Below are 21,384 nucleotides of genomic sequence, written 5' to 3' on the forward strand. Positions count from 1 at the left end.
TAGGCGTCGATGCTGTCCCTGCTTATTGCATAAGGCATTCAAGTCTAGCGCCTCTAACTACCTGGATGCTCGAGAAGGCTAAGTTGAAGAGGCCTCTCCACATCCCAGGCGGACTATCAACTTCTTCCCTCTGGAGGCCCCTCGTATGCGTTTCCGCACCGGACCTATAGTACTTTTCCTTATCTCCCTGCTCGCACTTACCTCGTCAGCGCTACTAGCTCACGCGCAGAATTTTCGCGGAGGAATTAGTGGATCGGTGACGGATTCCAGCGGCGCGACAGTCCCAAACGCCACTATTAAAGCCGTTGACGATGCTACCGACGCGGCCTACGACACCATATCATCGAGTGCTGGCGACTTCAATTACACTAACTTGCCGCTCGGGACTTATACCGTGACGGTAACTGCCAGGGGCTTCTCAACAGAGAAATTTGATAAGGTCTCGGTAACTGCGGGGGCAATCTATACGCTCCCCATCAAGCTGACCATTGCATCTTCGTCGGAGACGATCGAGGTCACCGCCGACGCACTGACCCTAGACACGACCACCGATACCCAGGCCACGATCCTTCCCCAAGCGGTGGTGCAAAACCTACCCAACAGCGGTCGCGACTTCACCCAGATGCTGGCCCAGACGCCCGGGTTTGCGGGCTATTCGACCGGCGGCGGCGCTGGCAACGCCAGCGTTAACGGCACCCGTTCCAATTCGGTCAACTGGCAGATCGAAGGCACGGATAACAACGATTTGTGGTGGAACATTCCCGCCGTGAATCAGGGCGGCGTCTCGGCCATCGCCGGTGTCATCCTCCCGGTCGATGCAATCGATAACTTCTCTTTCGAGACTGCGGGATCGACCGCCCTCGGGCGTAACTCCGGCGGCACTGCTAACCTGACGATTAAGTCAGGCACGAACCGGCTACACGGATCCGCTTACTACTTCAATCACAATGAATTCTTCCAGCGCATGAATCCCTTCTCGACTACCAAGCCGGCTTCCCGCAATCAGAACTATGGCTTCTCTGTCGGCGGACCTGTTATCAAGGACAAGTTCTTCTTCTTTCTAGCCTTCGAGCATCAGAACTTTCTCATCGGCGCGGCTAACAAGGCCACCGAACCGTCGGCCGCGTACCAGGCGGCATCCTATTCGCTCCTCGACTTTTATGGCGTGCCCCACAACCCGGTCGCGAATAATCTCCTCTACGGAAACGGCACGCTTGCCGGTCTGTGGCCAGCGACTGCGCTCACCGGACCTGCCTCTGCCGACAACTACCAGTCGAATGGAAACCTTACTGGCCACAGCTTCAACGGCATCGCTAAGATTGACTTCACACTTACGGAACGCGACCACCTGGCGGCCTCCTGGTTCGCCGGCCAGGGCACGCAGACTGCGCCCACCTCCTCTGAACTGCCTTACTACTTTGAGAACGCGCCGATTCATGTACAGAATTACTCGATCGTCTATAACCATGTCTTTTCGACCGCCATTACCAACCAGTTATCGGCCGGCGTCAGCTACTTCAATCAGGTGTTTAGCGATGCAAATACTGGTTTCAACCCGATCGGGCTCGGCCTGAACACCGGCGTCACCGATCCCTCGCTTCCCGGGTCGCCCCATCTGATCATTGGTCCCTCGGGCGCGAATGTCGGCCTCAGCGCCAGCAGCACTGGGTTTGACCCGCTCGGCCCTACCGCCCCTTCCGGGCGCAACGATATCACCGGGCACCTGGACGAGGCGCTGTCCTGGACCAAAGGCGCTCACCAATATAGTTTTGGCGGGGAATTCCGGCAGGCGCAGGTGGATGACTTCTACCAGACCGGCCAGCGCGGCACGATCTATTTCGATGGGACGCAGGGTCCGTGGGCAACGGGAACAAGCGGCACGGCCTGCGCCACGCTTGCCACCCAGAACCAGGGCGTTGCTGCCCCGGCCGCTCTGACGAGCGATCCCAACATCCCCTTTCTGGCCGACTTCCTGGCAGGTTGCCCTGATCCCTCCACCTCGGAAATTGTTCTTGGTAATCCGAAGCGCCAGGTCTTTGTGAACACCTGGGACCTCTATGGCGCGGATAACTGGAAGGTCAGCCCCCGATTAAGCCTGAACTATGGCGTCCGCTACGACTATGAAGGCCCGGTCCATTCTGATTTTCCTAACCTCTCCACCTTCGATCCTTCCTTACCGGGCGGACTGGCCGTCGCCGGCGTGGATGTTCCAAACATCTATAACAAATTCTGGGGAGCGGTCAGCCCGCGGGTCGGCTTCGCCTACCAGCCGAGCGAAAGCGGCAAGATGGTGATTCGCGGTGGCTATGGCCTCTACTACGATTCCATCTACATGAAATCAGTGCTACAAAACAACGGCTTGCAGAATATCTCGGTCTTTAGCCCAAGTCTGAACCCGGCCGGCTCGGATATCGCTGTCCAAGCGCAGGGTCAGAACGTTGTAGTCCAACCCGGTCAACCTATCTTCCAGTCTTTCGGGGACGCCCTCGCCGGTCAAGGCTCGGTTAAAATATCCACCTTCGCCAAGAACTTTCGCCCCTCTTACACGCAAGAGTTCGATCTGAATCTTCAACAGAGCTTCACCTCCTCTGTAGTCTGGCAACTTGGATACGTCGGCACCAAGGGGACCCACCTCATGGGCATGTCCGATATCAACGCTGGAGCATTGAACTCGCTGAACGTCGCAGTACCGTACGGTTCCGCGACCTGCGCGCCCCAGTATAGCGGCGCTACGCCGACCACGCCCGGGAACGATCTCCAGTGCTCCCGCCCCTATTTCAGCCAATTCCCACAGTTCTCCGTCATCGATCAAGCCACCAGTAACCTCGGCTCCAATTACAACTCTCTCCAAACCAGCCTGCGGCTTCAGGGCTATCACGGTTTCACTGCCCAATTCGCCTACACCTGGTCCCACGCTATCGACTACGAGACCGGTCTGCTTCCGTACCTTCCCCAAGACCCAGGCAACGAAACAGCGGAGCGTGGCAACTCCGACTATGACGTCCGGAACTCCTTCGTCAGCTATGTCGACTATGCTCTACCCAACTTCCGTGGACCGAAGCGTCTGGTCCAAGGATGGGAGTTCAACTCGGCGTGGAGCTTCCACGGCGGGACCCCCTACACCGTCACCTCGAGCAGCAATCCTAGCGGCAACGGCGAAAGCGCAGACCGCGCCGTCCAAGTAGTCGCTAACCCTAACGCTGAACCGCACGGAATCGGCGCCGTCAGTCCCGGGGTCGTTCAATGGTTCGTTCCTGGCGCATTCGTCGATGCTCCTACTGGCCAATATTCACCAACGAGGAGAGGACAGAACTATAACCCAGGCTACTCGGCCGTGGATCTCAGCATTCTCAAAAACACTCCCATCGTTGAAAGAGTCACTGCTCAGTTTCGGGCTGACATTTTCAACATCTTCAATCGAACCAACCTCGCGCCTCTAGGTTTCCCGAGCACCGGCGAAACCGGGCAGATCGGCTCGACCATCGGACCATACCTGGGTAATCCCGGTATCGGCCCCGGAGAACCGCTTAACGCTCAATTCGCGCTCAAAATTATTTTTTAGACGCTTACTCGCTACTTTTTCGAAAGTCCGGCGCCCGCGCGTCCCAGCGGGCGCCGGGCTTTTTCCAGGCACTACCCACCGATATCTCGCTCGTCTCAACCCACTATTTCGACGATAGAGGAGTTACTCCGAAGGATGGCAGTTACCCGTAGAGCCTTCCTCACCCGCATTGGCCAGCTCGGCGGATATGGAGCTGCCTTCACCTTCATGCAGCAGCTCGGCTTGTTGCCGGCGATGGGGGTGACCCACGAACAAGCCAAGCTCAGAAAAGTCCCAGGCAATGGCGCCACCGTGGTGATCCTTGGTGGAGGCATCGCCGGCCTGATCTCTGCCTATGAACTCGGCAGGCTCGGATATCGATGTACTCTGCTCGAGGCCCGCGATCGCGTCGGCGGCCGCAACTGGACCGTCCGCCGCGGTGTCAAGATCGAGTTCACCGACGGGTTTACTCAGAACTGTGAATGGGAGGAGGGAAATTATCAAAACTTCGGTCCCGGCCGCCTTCCCTCCATCCATACCACCATGCTTGGGTATTGCCGCGAGCTCAACATCCCGCTTGAGGTTGAGGTCAATACATCACGCTGCACCCTTCTTCAATCCGACAAGCTGAACGGCGGCGCGGCGGTCGAGCAACGGCGGATGATCAACGACACTCGGGGCCATGTCTCCGAACTTCTCGCCAAATCCATCAACAAAGGCGCCCTCGATCAGGATCTTACCTCCGAGGACAAGGAGCGAATGCTCACCTTCCTCCGCGAATATGGCGACCTGAGTCACGACTTTCTCTTCAAAGGCACCGACCGTTCCGGATTCAAAATCCCACCCGGCGCCGGCAAGGAAGATCCCACCGCCATCGATCCCTTGCCGATGCACGCTTTGCTCGATGCCGATCTATGGCAGGGTTTGCTCTCGGAAGATGCCATCGACTGGCAGGCCACGATGTTCCAGCCGGTCGGCGGCATGGACCTCATCCCGAAGGCCTTCGCCAAGCAACTAGGAGATGTTATCCGGTACCAGGCTGACGTCCAAAAGATACGCCACGATCATGAGGGTGTGACCGTCACCTATCTGGATTGCAAGACGGGCCAGACCGTGACCATCAAGGCGGATTACTGCATCTGCAACATACCCCTGCCGGTTCTCCAAACCATCGATGCCGACTTTGCCCCGGATGTCCGCGAGGTGATCGCTGCCGGCGCCTATGACTCCTCCTCCAAAATCGCCTGGGAGTCTCGCCGCTTCTGGGAACAGGACTACAACATCTACGGTGGCATTTCTTACCTTCGCCAGCCAGTCGAGATCGTCTGGTATCCCAGCGCCAGAATGTTTACGCCCACCGGCATCATCGTTGGCGGTTATGCCGACAACGAGTCCGGCACTCCCTTCGGCGATCTCAGAACGGTTGAGGCAAAAATAAGCGCCTCCCGCCAAGCGATCGAGCTGCTTCATCCCGGCCACGGTAAAGAACTCACCAGGCCGCTTTACGTCAACTGGGGCAAAATCCCCTACGCGCTGGGCGGTTGGCTTAGCGACTACAGCGGGAAATCGATCCAGCGGCTGCTTGAACCCGACGGCCGCATCTACTTCGCCGGGGACTACACCAGCCACTTGAGCGGCTGGCAAGAGGGTGCTGCACTCTCCGCGTATCGGAGCATGAACCAGATCGGCATCGAGGTCGAGAAGAAGAGGCCGGATCCGCCCTTCAGCAGTTCAGCCGCCCTGAGTTAGGGAGAGACAAGCCGCCTGTGATGGAACCGGATTTGCACTAGCAACTTTCAACGCCCAGCCCAGTCTGCTAACGTGAAAGCTGGGCAATGATACTCATCCACAGCTTTACAAGTATTCTCATGCTACAGGCAGACTCGTCTGCGGCGGCACCGCCGCCCGCCAGTGGCAGCGCTATCGTCGAAATGCTGCAAAACAGCGGTCCGATCGCCCTGACCGTGCTCGGCATTCTGGCGCTGTCGAGCCTGTTTTCCTGGGGCGTCATTCTGGCTAAGCTGTCGAGCTTCGGCCGAGCTCGCACTCAGAGCCAGCGCTTTCTCCGCGCCTTCCGCAAGGCGGGCCGTCTTCAGGAGATCTCCGCCGTGAGCGAGCAGTTCAAGCCTAGCCCCCTGGTCAGCGTCTTCGACGAAGTCTACGAGACCTACCGGCGCCAGACGGGAGGGTCCGGACCTCCGCGCAATATCGTTTCTCTGGAGCGCTCCGCGCAGACTGCTGCAAGCGAGGCCCTCACCGTCATGGAACGCCGCATGACCTGGTTGGCCACGATCGGGGCGGTTTCGCCCTTCGTTGGGCTCTTCGGCACCATCATGGGCATCGTGGACGCCTTCCACGGTCTCGGCACCGCGGGAACCGCGACCCTCCGGGCAGTCGCGCCGGGTATCTCCGAGGCACTCATTACCACTGCTGCTGGGCTGGTGGTCGCGGTGCCGGCGGTGATCGCCTATAACCAGTTCACGGCCCGGGTGCGGGAGTTCGGCGCGCGCATGGATGACTTTGCCCGCGAGCTGCTCAACAGCATGGAAGATTCCACGCTTCGGCCCGCGCAAGACCCAGCCGAAAGAGAGGCCGCTCGTGGCCTTCAGCGTTAGTAACGGGGGCAACTTCCGCACTCAGACCGCACTTGCCGAGATCAACATCACGCCACTCGTCGATGTGGTGCTGGTGCTGCTGGTCATCTTCATGATCTCTGCCCCGGTGCTTCAATCCGGCATCGAGGTTGCCGTTCCAAAAACTAAGACCGTCCGCGAGATCACGGAACAACGCCAGGTCGTCACCATCGATCGCGAACAACGCGTTTTTCTTGGCGACCAACCCATCAACCTGGCCGACCTGCCCACCCGCCTTCGTAAATCGAACGGAGACGAAACCAAGCAGGTTATCTACCTGCGAGCCGACGAAAAAGTCCCCTTCGGGGCCTTCGCCTCGGTGATGGATGCCGTGAAACAAGCCGGCATCACGAACATCAGCATCGTCACTCAGCCTTTAGATAACAGAAAATAGGTTCGGCTCCCCTCCTATCACACTCCTGCCGTAGCCCCAACTCAGACTTTGGTCGACATGTGCACGAGGGGCGGCCATCGGCCTCTCGTGTGAGCATCCGCAGCGGCATACAACGAATCCCACACTCAGATCAAAATTTCCCGATGTACCGTTCCGGCCCCTGCTCTAACTCTTTAGCCTGCTGGTTCTTCGATGCCACCTGAACAAGCTCAGAATGCTGGAGTGAACCCCTGGCTCATCGCCACTTCGGTGATGCTGGCGACGTTTATGGAGGTGCTTGACACTGCCATCGCTTCAGTTGCCCTACCGTACATCGCCGGTTCCCTCTCGGCGTCGAACGATGAAGCCACCTGGGTGCTGACCAGCTATCTGGTCGCCAACGCCGTCATCCTCCCCGCGAGCAACTGGTTCGCGCTCAAATTCGGGCGTAAGAATTTCCTCGTCAGTTGCGTCACTATCTTTACGATTTCGTCCTTTTTCTGCGGCGCGGCGCCGACGCTGCCACTCATGCTCCTCGCCCGGATCATTCAGGGGGCCGGCGGCGGCGCTCTGCAGCCGCTCTCTCAAGCCATCCTGCTCGAAAGCTTTCCGCCTGAGAAACGCGGCGCGGCGATGGCCGTCTTCGCCTTCGGCGTCGTGGTCGCCCCCGTCATTGGACCCACTCTCGGCGGCTGGCTCACCGATACCTACAGCTGGCGTTATGCCTTCTACATCAACATCCCCGTCGGAATCGTGGCAGTCGTCATGATTAGCCGCTTCGTCAAGGACCCTCCCTACATCGCCAACGCGAAGGTGCCGCCCTTCGACAACATCGGTTTCGGTCTGCTCGCCGTCTGGACCGGATGCCTCCAGGTCATCCTCGACAAAGGCCAGGAAGACGATTGGTTCGGGGCCGTTTGGATCCGCTGGGCCGCGTTCTTCTTGGTAACTTCCTTCGTGTGGTTTCTCGTCCACTCGTGGCGAAAGAAGAACCCCTTAGTCAATCTGCGAATCTTTAAGGATTGGAACTTCGCCATCGGCTGCTGCTTGATCGCCATGTTCGGCGTCTCGATCTACTCCACCATCACCGTGCTGCCGCTCTTCTATCAGGAGCTGCTCGGGTATACCGCCTTCACCGCCGGTCTGGTCGCCGGCCCTCGCGGCATCGGGTCCATTCTCGGCATGCCGATCATTGGCTGGCTGGGCAATAAAGTCGACCCAAGATATCTACTGACCTTCGGATTTCTGGTCTTCGGCCTCTGCTCCATCTACTTCGGCAATGTCGATCTGGACATCGGTCCTACCACGTTGCTCATCCCCATCGTGATCACCGGCTTCGCCCTCAGCTTTGTCTTCGTACCGATCACTACTCAAGCCTATGGAACGCTCCATAATGAGCAGATTGGCAATGCCAGCGGCATCTTCAACCTGATGAGAAATATCGGCGGCTCGATCGGCATCTCGGTGGCCCAGACGCTGCTCACACGCCGCGCCGATTCCCATCAGAACGAGATCCTGAACTACGTGCCTCGGTCCAGCTACTACTATCAACAACGCGTTGGTCAGATCGCCAGTTATCTCGGCCGCCAGACCAATCCCGCGAACGCGACCGCCGCAGCCCGCAGCCAGGTCTACCAGCAGCTCAATGCGCAAGCGCTGTTATGGGCATTCGTCGACGTTTTTCGTTGGACTGGGCTGCTCTGCTTCAGCGCCGTGGCGCTCGTCTGGCTCTTCCGTAAAGTGAAGCCGGGCCGGGCTCCCGCCGGGGCTCACTGATCCACCAAACTCTATGCGGCTGAGACCCGTGCAGCCACGTGCGAGCCGAGCCCCATGCGAGCCCGCCTGTATCCCCGATGCGCCGGTAAGCTACCCTGCCATGGCAGCCAATAACGCGTTCGCATCATGCACTGGCGGTAAACAGGCATTTCCCCGGCAAACGACCGCCATCACGCCATCCTCGATCCCGGGCAGCGCCGGTAAAGTCTCCGCCAGCATGGGCGGTAAACTCAGCGGCGAAATCTGCTCCGCGCCCAGGCGGATCACGCTCTTGTTCACCGCGTAACCGGCCAGCGCCGTTGCCTTCAGGCGACGCGCCTCATCGCCTTCGCCAATCACCACCACCTGCGTCGGGGCCTGTAAATATTGCTGCAGCGCCAATCCATAACTCCCCGCATACAATCCAAAGTGCTCCACGATTCCGGCGAAGTTCTCCAAGGTGTCCTCTGCCCTTTCGCGAAGGTCCTGGCGGCCGTTCAGATGCTCCAGGCGCAGCAGCGCAATTACTGCCGAAGGATTTCCCGCTGGTGTCGGCGTATCCTGCAGCGGCTTCCGCCGCGCGCTCAATGCGCCCAGCACCTTTCCTTCTGTAGGCAGCTCGGCGTCGAAAAAGCCGCCCCCGACCAGATCGTAGAACCGCGCCACCATCGCGTCCCCTATCTGCTCGGCAGCCTTGTAATACTTTATCTCTCCAGTTGCTTCCCAGCCATCAAGACAAGCTTCCACCGTGAATGCATAGTCGTCGAGGACCCCGCAAATCCGTTCCTTTGGCTTGTCACTTCCGGCATAGGAAATCACATGCGCCAGGCCCGACTCTTCATTCCAAGCCTCGGCCAGTATGCGATCGAGTGTCTTCAATGCAAAAGCGACCGTTGACCCCAGATGCAGCACCCGTCCCGCCTGCAGATAAGCCGAGACCGCCATCGCATTCCAGGAGGTATAGATCGTCTTATCGAGGAATGGAGCTGACCGCTCCAGCCGTGCCGCATACAGTTTCTTGGACGCCGAGGCAATCCGCGCTTGCACCTCCGGAACCGGCAGCTTCAACCGCCGCGCCGTGTCGTCCAGCGTGAAATTCACATGCAAGACGTTCTTTTGCGGATTGTGGTGCATGTCGCCCACATGGCCGATGTGATAGTGCAGCTCCACGACGGAAAGCTCCTCCGGCGTCAGCACCGCAGCCGCCTCTTCGCGTGTCCAGGTGAAGTAATCCCCATCGTCATCAAGCGTCACGTCGGCGTCCTGCGAGGCATAGAAGCCGCCGCGCTCCCGGTCCGTCAACCACTCGTCCATCCAGCGGATGATGTCCTTCGCCACTCGCGCAAATTCCGGATTCACAAATGTCTGGTAAGCATGCGCATAGTTCTTCAACAGCCCGGCATTGTCATACAGCATCTTCTCGAAATGCGGCACGACCCATCGCTCGTCCACCGAATAGCGATGAAACCCGCCGGCGAGCTGGTCGTAGATTCCGCCCAGCGCCATCTTCTCGAGCGTCACCACTACCGTCTTCTTCGCAGCCTCGTCGCCGGTACGGCCTACAACATCAATCAACAGATCGAGCGCCGAGGGATGCGGAAACTTCGGCTGCGACCCGAACCCGCCATGTTGCGCATCAAACTGCCCCACCGCATGGCTCACCAGCTTATCGACCAATGTCGCGCTCAACTGCCCGGAGCGGCCGGCAAACGTTTCGCCATGTTCGATCGCCGCCATCACGCTTCCAGCCGTGTCGGTGACCTCGGTGCGCTGTTTCTTCCACACCTCGGCCATGGTCCGCAACACCCGCTCGAAGCTCGGCCGGCCATAGCGCTCTTCCGGAGGAAAATACGTTCCTCCAAAGTACGGCTTGCCATCGGGCGTCAAGACCGCCGTCAGCGGCCACCCACCCTGTCCGCTCATTGACTGGACCGCCGCCTGATAGCGGCTGTCCACATCCGGCCGTTCGTCCCGATCGACTTTGATGGCAACGAAGTGCTCATTGACGACGGCCGCCAACTTCGGGTCTTCATAGGACTCGCGGTCCATCACATGGCACCAGTGACACCAGACCGCGCCAATATCCAGGAGAATGGGCTTATCTTCGCGAGCAGCTTTCGCAAACGCCTCTTCGCTCCATTCATGCCATTGCACCGGCTGATGCATGGCCGAGCGAAGGTAGGCGGAAGAAGCGTCTTTCAGAGAGTTATTAGAGGCGTGAACTGTGGAATCAGTAGTCATCGCTTCAAGTTTAGAGTATTTCGGCGAAAGGCGAGGATTCGCGAAACCACACTCCTCTCGCCGAACGACTCTAACCGGGGCTCAGCTAGCGCCTGCCGCCAATGTGGCCGCGTCCATCATGCATTTCATTGCCATGAAAGTTGGCGGGAGGATGCTCTCGGCCTACTTCCACTCGATCGCCGGGATGCGGTATCGGACCGTGGTAACCATGGTCGGGATGAAAGTGATTATCGACATAGCCATGGAAGTCGTGCGGGCCATGGAACCAGGGACCAGCACCGATAAACACTCCACCCGGGAACCACTCAGGTCCATAGTACCCGTAGGGAGCACACGCATATGGCGGAGCCTCATAGTAGCCATAAGGGCATACCGGTGCGACTCCAATGTTGACGCTGACTTGAGCCTCGGAAGGCTTGCCAGCTGCTGCAAGAACGGAAAGACCAGCGAATGCAGAAATCACTGCATACTTTAATCTGCGCACGTACATTTACACCTCTGCAGCTTAGAAGGCGTAAAAACGTCCCAGAGTTGTTCAATCTATGCAGGGTCACGGCCGAAGATAGATCATCCAAAAAGTTTCACTATCCAGGGTTTTTTTCCGAGAAGCGCTTCAGCCGAAAACATCATCCGCTGACACTCTACTGCTCTCGGAGCAAATCAAGTTAGCCGTCCCTTCGCCGTGGGGGGATGAGACGTCAGGCTCATGTAAACCGCGGTCGCCACCGTTGCCAGGATCACCAGCAACAGCGAATAAAGTGTGAAGAGATAGACCCCCAGACCGGTGTCGGGATACACAAGTCTCCACACCTTGAACTCAACCAGCACCGCGGTCCACCCCAGCGCCGCGCTGAGCCAGATGGTGCGCTTCTGATTGCTCAGCAACCATTCCTCTCGAAGCAGCAGGGCAGCTGGCAGCATCCCGCATAGCCACCCTAACCCGGCAATTGGCAAAGTCCAAGCCAGCCACACTGCGGCGCCCCAGCACAGCGACGCCGTCAATGGCTGCAGACCGCCATCCCGGTTCCCCAGCATTCTCACTAGCACGATCGGGAGCGTCACCACGATGGCTGACGCCCAGCCCAGAAAAACCGCCAGCACCGATCTTCGAATTCTTGCCCCAGCCACCCTGAGGCTCATCGGAGCAGTCGTACTGCGACCTCGGTATAAAGATCGATCGCCTGGAACAACTCTTTCTTCGCCAGCTTCTCGTATGGAGTGTGCGCCACATGGATCGATCCAGGCCCCAGCAACAGCGGCTCGCCCCAATTGGTCAGCGCCGGGATATCGGTCGTGAACGCGGCCACCATGGTTTCCAGGCCTTCGATCTTTCGCATGCGGATGAACGGAATCTCCAGCGTGAACTCGACCGTTGCCAGTCCCTCCACCGCTGCCTCAATCTTCGCTCGAAGCTCTTCAGAAGGGCCGACCAACCGCACCAGTACATGCGCCTCGGCCGCGTCGGCAATGACGTTCGGAGCATGCCCGCCCTCGATCATCCCGATATTCAGCGTGCTCGATCCGACATCCTCGACCATCGGGAGATCGAGCGCAAGCACCCGCTCCAGAGCCAAGACGAGCTTATGGATCGCGCTTTCTCCAAGCTCCGGATAGGCTGAATGACCCATTTTCCCTGAAGCGCGGATCGTCGCCCGCAATGCTCCCTTTGAGGCCAATGCCAGGCGATTATCGGTCGGCTCCCCGTTGATCAGAAATTGGCTTCCCTTTGGGTGTTCATTCGCCACCCGGGCTCCCGCCGAATCGCGCTCTTCGCCCACCACAAACAGTAGTCCGACTTTGATGCCCATCTCTCGCAAGCGAACCGCCGCCGCCGTCTGGGCCGCAATGATTCCCTTGGCATCGCAGCTTCCCCGGCCATAGATGAACTCCTGGTCCTCGCTGCTCGCAAGAAATGGAGGCACGGTGTCCATATGCGTCGATAAAACTACGTCCGGCTGAACTCCGTCGGTCGAGGCATACACGTTGAAACGGTCGCCGGCTTGACGGCTCTCCGGCGGCTGCGGAACGGCCATTCGCTCCACCTCGAATTTCAGGCCAAAGAGATACCTCTCGAGCCAGACGCCGACTTCGCCTTCGTTATAGGTGATCGATTCGATGTCGATCAAACTGCGTGTGAGATGAACCGGATCGAGTGCCATCAAGACCCAGAATACATGGCCCCTGCCTGGAGACCACGTCGATACAATAGAGCCAGTAACTCGACAGCCACTGAATGGGAATTAGAACCGAAACATGAATCCAACCTTCGCGTCTTCCGCCATTCGCAGTGTGGACGACCTCCGCGGTCCTGCCGGCCAACTCGAAGCCCTGCTCAACGCCGGAAATCCCGCCGCTGCATACTCCGCCCTCGTCTGCCATCCTCACCCGCTTTTCGGCGGCACCATGCATAATAAAGTTGCCTATCATGCCATGAAGGCGTTTGGTTCCTTTGGCTTTCCGGTGCTCCGCTTCAACTTTCGCGGCGCCGGACTTAGCGAAGGCGTCCACGACCATGGCCGCGGTGAACGCGAAGATGTCCGCGCCGCTGTCGACTGGTTGAGCAACGAATTCAATCTTCCGATTCTCTTTGCTGGCTTCTCCTTCGGAGCGAACGTCGGCCTTCGAGCCTGTTGCGGGGACCAGCGGGTGCACGGACTTGTCGCCCTCGGTACTCCCGTCCATGCCGAAGGGCGCGACTATCACTATGAATTTCTTGCCAACTGCAGGGCTCCCAAGCTCTTCGTCAGCGGGACGGCGGACAAGTATGGGCCGGTCGCCCTGGTAGAAGCCGCCGTCAGCCTTGCGCCGCCACCCACTGAGTTAGTCTGGATACCGGAAGCGGACCACTTCTTTGCCGGTCAACTCGACCGGATGCAAGACGCCATCCACAATTGGGTTGACGCGCACTTCCTGGCAGTAAGGCCGCAATGAACTCATCGAACCTATCTAATCCCGTCGCACCGTCAAAACCGCTCTCCGAGACGGCCATCGACATCTTCACCACCGCTCTCGAAGACTGCAATATCCCAGCCGCGTTCGACCGTTACCTTCATTTCGAAGAACACACGCTCTTCCTCCATCCATCGCCACTATTGAAGCCGAACGTAATCGAACTCGATCAATTCAAGAAGATCTTTGTGATTGCCTTCGGGAAGGCCGCGCTCACCATGACCGACGCGCTGCTCGCGCGCCTGCCGCAGAAGCTCAATGTTCACGGAGTTTGCTCGGCCCCGAAAATTCCTAAAGAACATACCCGCCAGATTCGTTACTTCGCGGGAGGCCATCCGCTTCCCAACAAAGAGTCCTTCGCCGCCGCCAAGGCTACCCTGAGCCTGCTCAAGACTGCCCGTAAGGACACCTTCATCTTCTTCCTGATCAGTGGCGGCGGATCAGCCATGCACGAGCTTCCGCTCAACAAGCACATTTCGCTCGAAGACACTATCGCCTTCCACGAAGCCCTGGTCGCCTCCGGCGCCACCATCACCGAAGTCAATACCGTCCGCAAGTACTTCTCCGCGGTCAAAGGTGGACGACTCGCCCTGGCCGCTCCACTCGCCGAAAAGCTAACTTTGCTTCTCGCCGATGTGCCGCTCAAAGATCGCGCCGCCGTGGCCTCGTCGCCCACCCTGCCCGACGAATCGACGCTCGAGGAGTGCCGGGAAATCCTCTCCCGCTACCGTTTGCTTGAAATGTTTCCCTTCAAGGTGCGCGAGCATTTCGCCATGCTCGGTCTGGATACCTCAGGCGTCAAGCTTCTGGATAGGCCGGCTGAGAAATCCACCGACAGATCCACTGATAAATCCGACGATCAGCCCGCAGTCACCATTGCTCCCGCTGTACACAGCGGCCTTCGCCTCCCCGGCATGAAGAAAATTGAAATCGATCCCGCCGCCGTCTTTGGCGATTCGCGTTTCATAACCCTCCTCTCGAATCACGACTTCGTCAACGCGGCCCGGGAGCGCGCCGAAGCACTCGGCTTCAAAGTCGTAATCGACAACAGCTGCGACGATTGGGATTATGCCCAGGCTGCGCATTACCTTCTCGAGCGCTTCCACGCCCTCCGCCGCGAATACCCGCGCTTGTGCCTCCTGTCGAGCGGCGAAGTCACCGTCCGTCTCGGCCCCCACCCCGGCTGCGGCGGACGCAATCAGCAGCTGGTCCTCACCGCCGCTCTGGACCTGGCCCACCACGAAGGCGAGAACCTGGCCATGCTCAGCGCAGGTTCCGACGGCATCGACGGAGACAGTCCTGCCGCTGGAGCGACTGTCGATCCGACCACCATCGCCCGGGCGCGCAGCTACAACTTCGACCCGGAAGAGACCCTCGCCGGCTTCAACACCTGCACCCTGTTTACCGCCCTCGGCGACAGCATCGTTACCGGTCCGACCGGCAACAACCTGCGCGACCTTAGGGTGCTGCTGGCCGTGCGCGATCCCGAAGCACGTGACGGTCCTAGTCACTCCTCCGGTGCGTGATAGCCTGCGGTATATACCACTTTTTCCTGAAGAAAGTTTGCATGGCCCGTATCGCAAAGCTCTTCCTCAATGGACGCAGCCAAGCCGTCAGGCTCCCCGCGGGATTTCGCTTCGAAGGCAAAGAGGTCTTCATTCGCCGCGATGAAACCACCGGCGACGGCATCCTCTCCCGTCGTCCGGGGAGTTGGGATGACTTCTTCGAATTGGTGCGCACTTCCGACCTTCCTAAAGACTTCTTGGATGATCGCTCCAAAGAGTCTGCGGAAGAACGGGACCTCTTTTGACCTCTGTTTCCTACCTGCTCGACACCAACACGGCCAGCTTCATCGTTCGCGGGAACCCTGACGTCGTTTTGAAACGCTTCGCCCAGGCGGCCCTGTGCAAACTGCTATCTCTGCTATTACCGAGGCGGAACTTTTGTTCGGCATCGCGCGCCGGCCGGAGGCGACCCGACTCAAGACCGTTGTGGGCCGAATCCTAAAGCAGATCGCCATCTTGCATGGGCTCGAAAGCAGCCAGGTACTACGCCCATATTCGAACAACCCTCGAAGGCCGGAGAGCCACTGGGCGCTTGGATACGATGATCGGTGCTCAGGCATTGGCCGAGGATCTCGTCCTCGTCTCAAACGATCACGGCTTTCGCCAAATCTCCCATTTGAAGCTCGAAGATTGGACGCTTTCCCTCTAGCGTCCCCGGTTCTAGAGTTTCCGAGGAGGACGGGAAGTGCTCTAATCGCACCAGGAGATTACCCGCGTGCTCGGTCTGCCCAAAAGAGCCCTTTTCCTCGCCGCCTTCCTTTTGTGCCTCACAATCCTCGCGACAAAAGCGTTCGCCCAGGCACCCCAGCTAGTCATCATCGATACCGACATCGGCGATGACATCGACGACGTGCTCGCCATCGGCCTTGCGCTTTCGAGTCCCGAACTTAAAATCCTCGGCATCGAGTCCGCGTGGGGTGACACCGCTCTTCGCGCCCGCATGCTCGATCGGTTGCTGTGTGAGACCGGACGCGCCGACATCCCGGTCGCCGTAGGCATCGAAAAACATGGCCCGGGCGGAGCGACCTTCTCCCAGGCTCGCTGGGCGGAACGCCAGCCGGAGAAGACACACACCCCCGCCGTCGACTTCCTGCTCGACCAGATCAAGCAGCATCCCGGCGAGATCACCCTGATCGGCATCGCGCCGCTCACCAATCTCGCGGCCGCCCTTCAGCGTGATCCCAATACCTTCAGAAAGCTGAAACGGATCGTCATCATGGGAGGCTCCATTCACCGCGGATATGACGATCTCGGCTACACCCCCGATCACGGTCCCGACGCCGAGTACAACATTGCCATGGATCCAGCTGCGGCGCAGGCCATCTTTCACGCCGGCGTACCGCTCTTCGTCATGCCGCTAGACTCCACTCAGCTCAAGCTTGACGAGGTCAAGCGCCGGCTGCTCTTCACGCAAAGCACCGACCTTACTGATGCGCTTGCGCTGCTTTACGAACAATGGTCGCGATCGACCTCCCAGGTGACCCCAACCATGTTCGACGCGGTCGCTGCCGCCTACAGCATCGAACCCGCTCTATGTCCCACCACTCCGATGAACGTCGATGTCGACGCCCGCGGCTACACCCGCCAGGTCGCGGCCCAGTCGAATGTGCACGCGAATGCGAACGTCTGCCTAAGCTCCGACTCAGACGGCTTCTTCGCGTTCTATATGCCTCGCCTGCTCAAACAGAAACTAGCGGGCTCCTGCGCTCGCTAGCAGGCCCCTGCGCTCGATCGATAATTGAGCAGAATAGGTGATGACAAGTGGATGAGACAAAGGGTCGGACTCCCGTTGCAGCCACAGCTGCGATACTCTCAAAACATGGCAGCAAAGACCCTCTACATAGCCACTAGCAATCCCGGCAAACTGCGCGATTTTGCCGCCGCCGCTCAGGCTCTTGCCTCGCCCGCAGATAAGTTTGCGATCGCGCCGATGCCTTGCCTTGACCGGATCCCGCCTCCTCCGGAGGACGAATTGACGTTCAAGGGAAATGCCCGCGCCAAAGCCATCTACTATAGTCGACTGGCTCCCGGCTTCGACATTATCGCGGATGACTCCGGTCTCGAGGTCGATGCACTGGAGGGTGAACCAGGCGTAAGGTCAGCCCGTTATGCGGAGGGAGCTTCAAAGCACGATCAGGACGAGGCAAACAACCGGCTCCTGCTCAAGAACCTGGCTTCTGTGGCGGATGAAAAGCGTACAGCCCGGTACCGCTGTGTGCTCGCCTTGGCGCGGGATGGAGAGTGTTTGGTCACTGCCGAAGGCAGTGTGGAAGGTCTGATCGCCGCTAGACCTCAGGGCGACAGAGGATTCGGATACGATCCACTTTTCTACCTGCCGGAGCTAGGCAAGACCATGGCTGAAATCGACCTCGAAATGAAAGACTCAATCAGTCACCGGGGAAGCGCTTTGCGTGATTTGTTCGAACAATTGGCGACCCATCTCTCGTGACTCTTTACCCGGTGCTCTGACCGAAGGAGTATGCTCGACCCGGGCGTGGGCGAAGCTTTAGCTCTCCCATAACTTACGAGCAAACCATACGATCACGGGCAAAACTAGGAAATCACGAGCAAACAGGGCTTGTCCGTTTCGTCCTGTTGGACTCAATAGCGTGGCTGCCTTGACTGGCATTCTTGCCGACACGAATAATAAAGATTCATGAATTGTAGATAACTGATTGTTCGATCAAGAACCATAGCCGCTGCTCGGCTGCCCACGGGAAAACTCTAGGAGTCAATATTATGGCCACTGCCACCGCACCCCCTGCTGTTCCATCTTTGCGCGGCGTTCCTCCCCTGCGCGCCGGGCAGGGGCATTCGTTTTTGCTTCGCAAGCTCCACTCGCTGAGTGGGATAGTGCCCATCGGCGCATTCCTGATCGAGCATCTGATTTCGAACTTCGAGGCACTCAAGGGACCCGCCGCTTATGCAGCGCAAGTCAAGTTTCTGAATGGATTGCCCTTCGTCAGAATTCTGGAGTGGGCGTTCATCTTTCTACCCATCCTCTATCACTCGCTTTACGGCCTCTACATCACTTTCCGCGGAAGACAGAACGTCAACGTCTATCCTTGGGCCGGCAATTGGATGTATCTATCGCAGCGGGTCACCGGGTTGATCGCGTTTGCATACATCATTCAGCATGTCTGGAGGCAGCGTTTTGCCGGGGTCAGCTTGCCCGAACATCCTGGAGCGGCCTTTCACAAAGTCCAGGTGGAGCTTTCGAATCCCTGGATGCTGGCCGTCTATGCGATCGCGATGATTGCAACCTGCTGGCACTTTGCTTATGGGATATGGCTCTTCGCCGCGAAATGGGGTCTCACTCCCGGAGACAAGGCACGCAAGCGCTTCGGCTATGTCTGCGCAGCGCTCGGCGCGGTGTTGATCGTGGTCGGACTCGCCAGCCTCTATGCCTTCGTTGGCCCGCAGTACCAAAATGCACCCTCAGATTTGACTCCTGCGCAAATAGAAGCCGGCCCCATGGCTTCGCCCCCGGCTGGAGGGAATACTCCTGCTTCACAATAGAGATATGGGGAGACTGGCGAAGTACGGGACACCCCGTCGCAGGGTTGCTCGCTTTAGTTTACGGATAGTAGAAGAAGAAATGGGGCCTTCAGGCCCGGCTGGAAAGGCCAAATAGCTTATGGCAGCAAGCCCAAGAATTATCGTAGTCGGCGGCGGATTGGCTGGACTCTCGGCCGTGATGAAGATAGCCGAGGCTGGCGGCAAGGTCGACCTCTTCTCGATCGTCCCCGTCAAGCGCTCGCACTCAGTCTGTGCGCAGGGCGGCATCAATGCCGCAAAGAACCTTAAAGGGGAAGGGGACTCGACCTGGGCGCATTTCGATGACACGATCTATGGCGGCGACTTCCTCGCCAACCAAACGCCGGTCAAGAATATGTGCGACAACGGACCGGCGATCATCGATCTGCTGGACCGTATGGGTGTGCCATTCAACCGGACACCAGAGGGTCTGCTCGACTTCCGCCGCTTCGGTGGAACGCTCTTCCATCGCACTGCATTCGCCGGTGCGACGACCGGCCAGCAGCTCCTCTATGCGCTCGATGAGCAGGTCCGCCGCTATGAGTCTGAAGGCAAGGTCCAGAAGTATGAGGGTTGGGAGTTCCTCTCGGCAGTGCTTGACGAGAGCAAGGTTTGCCGAGGCATCTGTGCGATGAATCTCCGCACCATGGAGGTTCGTACTTTCCCCGCCGACGCCATCATCATCGCCACCGGCGGCATCGGAGCGATCTTTGGCAAGAGCACCAACTCTGTCGTCTGCACCGGTTCGGCGCAGTCGGCTCTCTATCAGCAGGGTGCTTATTACGCCAATGGCGAGTTCATCCAGGTTCACCCAACTTCCATTCCCGGCGAAGACAAGCTTCGGCTGATGTCGGAGTCGGCGCGGGGGGAGGGCGGCCGCGTCTGGGTACCGCGTAAAGCTGGGGACAGCCGCGACTGGAAGAGCATTCCGGCTGCGGAGCGCTTTTACTTCCTGGAAGAGTGGTATCCCAAATACGGCAATCTGGTGCCACGCGATGTGGCGACTCGAGCGATTCATAAAGTCGTCTACGAACTTGGGCTGGGCATCGATGGTCAACCGATGGTCTATCTCGACCTCACCCACATCGACCGTGAGACCCTCAACCGCAAACTAGAAGGCATCCTCGAAATTTACGAGAAATTTGTCGGCGACGATCCTCGCGAAGTACCGATGAAAATCTTCCCGGGAATGCACTACACCATGGGTGGACTTTGGGTCGACTACAACCAGATGACCAACCTGTCCGGAGTCTTCGCGGCGGGCGAGGCTGAATACAACTATCACGGCGCGAATCGCCTGGGGGCGAATTCCCTGCTCTCCTGCATCCACGGTGGATTTGTCGCCGGACCCAAGGCTCTCGAATATGCTAAGGCGCTTCCCGCGGCACAAGGCGACGGCGGCCACAGTGCAGAAAAGAAGCGGCAGGAAGAGATGAATGCCGGCCTGATGCGGTCCGACGGCACGGAAAATCCATTCAAGCTGTGGCGTGAACTTGGCGACACCATGACCAAGAACGTCACCGTGATCCGCTACAACAAGGGCTGTAAAGAGGCCGATGTCAAGATTTACGAACTCCTGGAGCGCTACCGGAACATCAATCTGAGCGATAAAAGTTCGTGGGCCAACACCAGCTTCGCCTTCACCCGGCAGCTATATAACATGCTGCAACTCGGGCGGGTTGTCGCCCAGGGCGCAGCGCTTCGCGATGAGTCTCGCGGTGCGCACTATAAACCCGACTTTCCGGAGCGGAACGACGAGAAGTTCCTGAAAACGACCAAAGCCTACTTCGCGCCGGATGCCGATGAACCGAGGTTCGAGTACGAAACGGTAGATACGCAATTTATTAAGCCCCGCCCGCGCCGCTACGACGCCGTGAAATAAAGTAGGCGAGTTCGCCCAGGGTTAGCAAGCGGACCTAGGTCCGCGAGGCAGCAAAGAACCGGAGAAATGATGCCCGAACGCACTATCAAAATCGAAATCAAGCGCCAGAGCGGACCCGATGCCGAGGCGCACTGGGACAAGTTCGAGCTCCCTTATCGTCCTGGAATGAACGTCATCTCCTCGATGATGGAGATTGCCGCCAACCCGGTCACCGCGGATGGCAAAGCCACTACGCCGATCGCCTACGACTCCAATTGCCTGGAAGAGATCTGCGGCTCCTGTGCGATGCTGATCAACGGAAAGGCGAAGATGGCCTGTTCAGCACTCGTCGATAACCTGGAGCAGCCTATTCGTTTGGAGCCATTATCGAAATTTCCGGTAATCCGTGACCTGGCCGTCGACCGCAGTGTCCTCTTCGAGAATCTCAAGCGGGTCAAGGCCTGGGTGCCAGTCGACGGCTCCTACGACCTCGGTCCCGGACCACGCATCTTCCCGCAATCGCAGGAAGAGAGCTATCCGCTCTCCAATTGCATCTCCTGCACGATCTGCATGGAGGTCTGCCCGCAGTTCAATGAGTCGACCGGCTTTGTCGGAGCGGCCACGATAGCGCAGGTCAAGCTCTTCAATGAAAACCCTACCGGCAAGGTGCTCAAGCAAGACCGGCTGCGTGCGCTGATGGGAGATGGCGGCATTGCCGACTGCGCTTACGCACAGAACTGCGTCAACGCCTGCCCCAAGCAACTGCCGCTCACCCGCGCCATCTCCGATGTCAGCCGTGATGTGATTGTGCAAGGCATCAAGGACTTCTTCACTCACTAAGCCCTTCGTTCGCGATTCGAGTGGAATTCACTTTCGGCTGGCCATCGCCGGGGTGAATTCGACTCACTTGTTCGACTCCCTGTTTCAAC

The 21,384-nt window shown here is 58.6% G+C and carries 17 protein-coding genes; 13 read left to right on the forward strand and 4 right to left on the reverse strand.

The genetic code is table 11. The features are described from left to right. The first annotated feature begins 145 nt into the window (after positions 1 to 145). The 5 genes from ACPOL_RS27310 to ACPOL_RS27330 all read left to right on the forward strand — a co-directional run bounded on the left by ACPOL_RS27310 (position 146) and on the right by ACPOL_RS27330 (position 8,323). The gene (locus ACPOL_RS27310) at positions 146 to 3,562 is read left to right on the forward strand and encodes a TonB-dependent receptor (RefSeq protein ID WP_114209851.1); all 3,417 of its coding nucleotides are present in this window, start codon (positions 146 to 148) and stop codon (positions 3,560 to 3,562) included. A 135-nt stretch (positions 3,563 to 3,697) separates the two neighbouring features. After that, positions 3,698 to 5,290: a flavin monoamine oxidase family protein gene (locus ACPOL_RS27315; protein ID WP_114209852.1), complete on the forward strand. Its 1,593-nt coding sequence runs from the start codon at positions 3,698 to 3,700 to the stop codon at positions 5,288 to 5,290. A 119-nt stretch (positions 5,291 to 5,409) separates the two neighbouring features. Continuing rightward, entirely contained in the window at positions 5,410 to 6,156 is a 747-nt protein-coding gene (locus tag ACPOL_RS27320; RefSeq protein ID WP_236657072.1) for a MotA/TolQ/ExbB proton channel family protein, read from the forward strand. Beyond that, a complete protein-coding gene (locus tag ACPOL_RS27325) occupies positions 6,140 to 6,568 on the forward strand; it encodes an ExbD/TolR family protein (protein WP_114209854.1) in 429 nt (142 codons plus the stop codon). The genes ACPOL_RS27320 and ACPOL_RS27325 overlap by 17 nt, the downstream gene beginning before the upstream one ends. Positions 6,569 to 6,760: 192 nt before the next feature. Next, entirely contained in the window at positions 6,761 to 8,323 is a 1,563-nt protein-coding gene (locus ACPOL_RS27330) for a DHA2 family efflux MFS transporter permease subunit (RefSeq protein ID WP_114209855.1), read from the forward strand. 90 nt (positions 8,324 to 8,413) lie between these two features. On the opposite strand, the gene ACPOL_RS27335 is transcribed toward ACPOL_RS27330, so the two are convergent. The 4 genes from ACPOL_RS27335 to ACPOL_RS27350 all read right to left on the reverse strand — a co-directional run bounded on the left by ACPOL_RS27335 (position 8,414) and on the right by ACPOL_RS27350 (position 12,702). Further along, positions 8,414 to 10,543, reverse strand: coding sequence for a thioredoxin domain-containing protein (locus ACPOL_RS27335; protein WP_114209856.1), 2,130 nt, complete (start codon positions 10,541 to 10,543; stop codon positions 8,414 to 8,416). A gap of 85 nt (positions 10,544 to 10,628) precedes the next feature. Beyond that, a complete protein-coding gene (locus ACPOL_RS27340; RefSeq protein WP_236657073.1) occupies positions 10,629 to 11,033 on the reverse strand; it encodes a hypothetical protein in 405 nt (134 codons plus the stop codon). 170 nt (positions 11,034 to 11,203) lie between these two features. Next, positions 11,204 to 11,671, reverse strand: a complete 468-nt coding sequence (locus ACPOL_RS27345) for a hypothetical protein (RefSeq protein ID WP_150133148.1) — start codon at positions 11,669 to 11,671, stop codon at positions 11,204 to 11,206. Positions 11,672 to 11,679: 8 nt separating this feature from the next. Then, the gene (locus tag ACPOL_RS27350; protein ID WP_114209858.1) at positions 11,680 to 12,702 is read right to left on the reverse strand and encodes a M20/M25/M40 family metallo-hydrolase; all 1,023 of its coding nucleotides are present in this window, start codon (positions 12,700 to 12,702) and stop codon (positions 11,680 to 11,682) included. A gap of 94 nt (positions 12,703 to 12,796) precedes the next feature. On the opposite strand from ACPOL_RS27350, the gene ACPOL_RS27355 reads away from it, so the two are divergent. The 8 genes from ACPOL_RS27355 (at position 12,797) to sdhB (ending at position 21,295) form a co-directional block, all read left to right on the forward strand. Beyond that, entirely contained in the window at positions 12,797 to 13,474 is a 678-nt protein-coding gene (locus ACPOL_RS27355; RefSeq protein ID WP_114209859.1) for an alpha/beta hydrolase, read from the forward strand. After that, positions 13,471 to 15,018, forward strand: coding sequence for a glycerate kinase type-2 family protein (locus ACPOL_RS27360; RefSeq protein WP_114209860.1), 1,548 nt, complete (start codon positions 13,471 to 13,473; stop codon positions 15,016 to 15,018). Before ACPOL_RS27355 ends, ACPOL_RS27360 begins: the two co-directional genes overlap by 4 nt. Positions 15,019 to 15,059: 41 nt before the next feature. Then, positions 15,060 to 15,302, forward strand: coding sequence for an antitoxin (locus ACPOL_RS27365; RefSeq protein ID WP_114209861.1), 243 nt, complete (start codon positions 15,060 to 15,062; stop codon positions 15,300 to 15,302). A 470-nt stretch (positions 15,303 to 15,772) separates the two neighbouring features. Beyond that, positions 15,773 to 16,771, forward strand: coding sequence for a nucleoside hydrolase (locus ACPOL_RS27370; RefSeq protein ID WP_161557590.1), 999 nt, complete (start codon positions 15,773 to 15,775; stop codon positions 16,769 to 16,771). A gap of 105 nt (positions 16,772 to 16,876) precedes the next feature. After that, a complete protein-coding gene (locus ACPOL_RS27375; RefSeq protein WP_114211109.1) occupies positions 16,877 to 17,506 on the forward strand; it encodes a non-canonical purine NTP pyrophosphatase in 630 nt (209 codons plus the stop codon). Positions 17,507 to 17,796: 290 nt separating this feature from the next. Beyond that, on the forward strand, positions 17,797 to 18,576 hold the full coding sequence (locus tag ACPOL_RS27380; RefSeq protein WP_114209863.1) for a succinate dehydrogenase cytochrome b558 subunit: 780 nt from the start codon (positions 17,797 to 17,799) through the stop codon (positions 18,574 to 18,576). Positions 18,577 to 18,694: 118 nt separating this feature from the next. Further along, complete coding sequence (gene sdhA, locus ACPOL_RS27385) at positions 18,695 to 20,476, forward strand: succinate dehydrogenase flavoprotein subunit (protein WP_114209864.1); 1,782 nt, start codon at positions 18,695 to 18,697, stop codon at positions 20,474 to 20,476. Positions 20,477 to 20,542: 66 nt separating this feature from the next. Beyond that, positions 20,543 to 21,295 carry a succinate dehydrogenase iron-sulfur subunit gene (gene sdhB, locus ACPOL_RS27390; RefSeq protein WP_479686122.1) on the forward strand — a complete coding sequence of 251 codons (753 nt, stop codon included), beginning with the start codon at positions 20,543 to 20,545 and terminating at the stop codon, positions 21,293 to 21,295. Positions 21,296 to 21,384 lie beyond the last annotated feature (89 nt).

Origin of the sequence: Acidisarcina polymorpha (assembly GCF_003330725.1) — a bacterium.
GTDB classification, from domain to species: Bacteria; Acidobacteriota; Terriglobia; order Terriglobales; family Acidobacteriaceae; genus Acidisarcina; species Acidisarcina polymorpha.

Bases quoted from the DNA above. Each gene is read 5' to 3' on its own strand.
- ACPOL_RS27355 (WP_114209859.1), top strand. From the start codon at position 12,797: ATGAATCCAACCTTCGCGTCTTCCGCCATTCGCAGTGTGGACGACCTC.
- ACPOL_RS27360 (WP_114209860.1), top strand. From the start codon at position 13,471: ATGAACTCATCGAACCTATCTAATCCCGTCGCACCGTCAAAACCGCTC.
- ACPOL_RS27315 (WP_114209852.1), top strand. From the start codon at position 3,698: ATGGCAGTTACCCGTAGAGCCTTCCTCACCCGCATTGGCCAGCTCGGC.
- sdhA (WP_114209864.1), top strand. From the start codon at position 18,695: ATGGCAGCAAGCCCAAGAATTATCGTAGTCGGCGGCGGATTGGCTGGA.
- ACPOL_RS27310 (WP_114209851.1), top strand. From the start codon at position 146: ATGCGTTTCCGCACCGGACCTATAGTACTTTTCCTTATCTCCCTGCTC.
- ACPOL_RS27375 (WP_114211109.1), top strand. From the start codon at position 16,877: ATGGCAGCAAAGACCCTCTACATAGCCACTAGCAATCCCGGCAAACTG.
- ACPOL_RS27340 (WP_236657073.1), bottom strand. From the start codon at position 11,033: ATGTACGTGCGCAGATTAAAGTATGCAGTGATTTCTGCATTCGCTGGT.
- ACPOL_RS27380 (WP_114209863.1), top strand. From the start codon at position 17,797: ATGGCCACTGCCACCGCACCCCCTGCTGTTCCATCTTTGCGCGGCGTT.
- ACPOL_RS27335 (WP_114209856.1), bottom strand. From the start codon at position 10,543: ATGACTACTGATTCCACAGTTCACGCCTCTAATAACTCTCTGAAAGAC.
- ACPOL_RS27320 (WP_236657072.1), top strand. From the start codon at position 5,410: ATGCTACAGGCAGACTCGTCTGCGGCGGCACCGCCGCCCGCCAGTGGC.
- ACPOL_RS27365 (WP_114209861.1), top strand. From the start codon at position 15,060: ATGGCCCGTATCGCAAAGCTCTTCCTCAATGGACGCAGCCAAGCCGTC.
- ACPOL_RS27330 (WP_114209855.1), top strand. From the start codon at position 6,761: ATGCCACCTGAACAAGCTCAGAATGCTGGAGTGAACCCCTGGCTCATC.
- sdhB (WP_479686122.1), top strand. From the start codon at position 20,543: ATGATGCCCGAACGCACTATCAAAATCGAAATCAAGCGCCAGAGCGGA.
- ACPOL_RS27350 (WP_114209858.1), bottom strand. From the start codon at position 12,702: ATGGCACTCGATCCGGTTCATCTCACACGCAGTTTGATCGACATCGAA.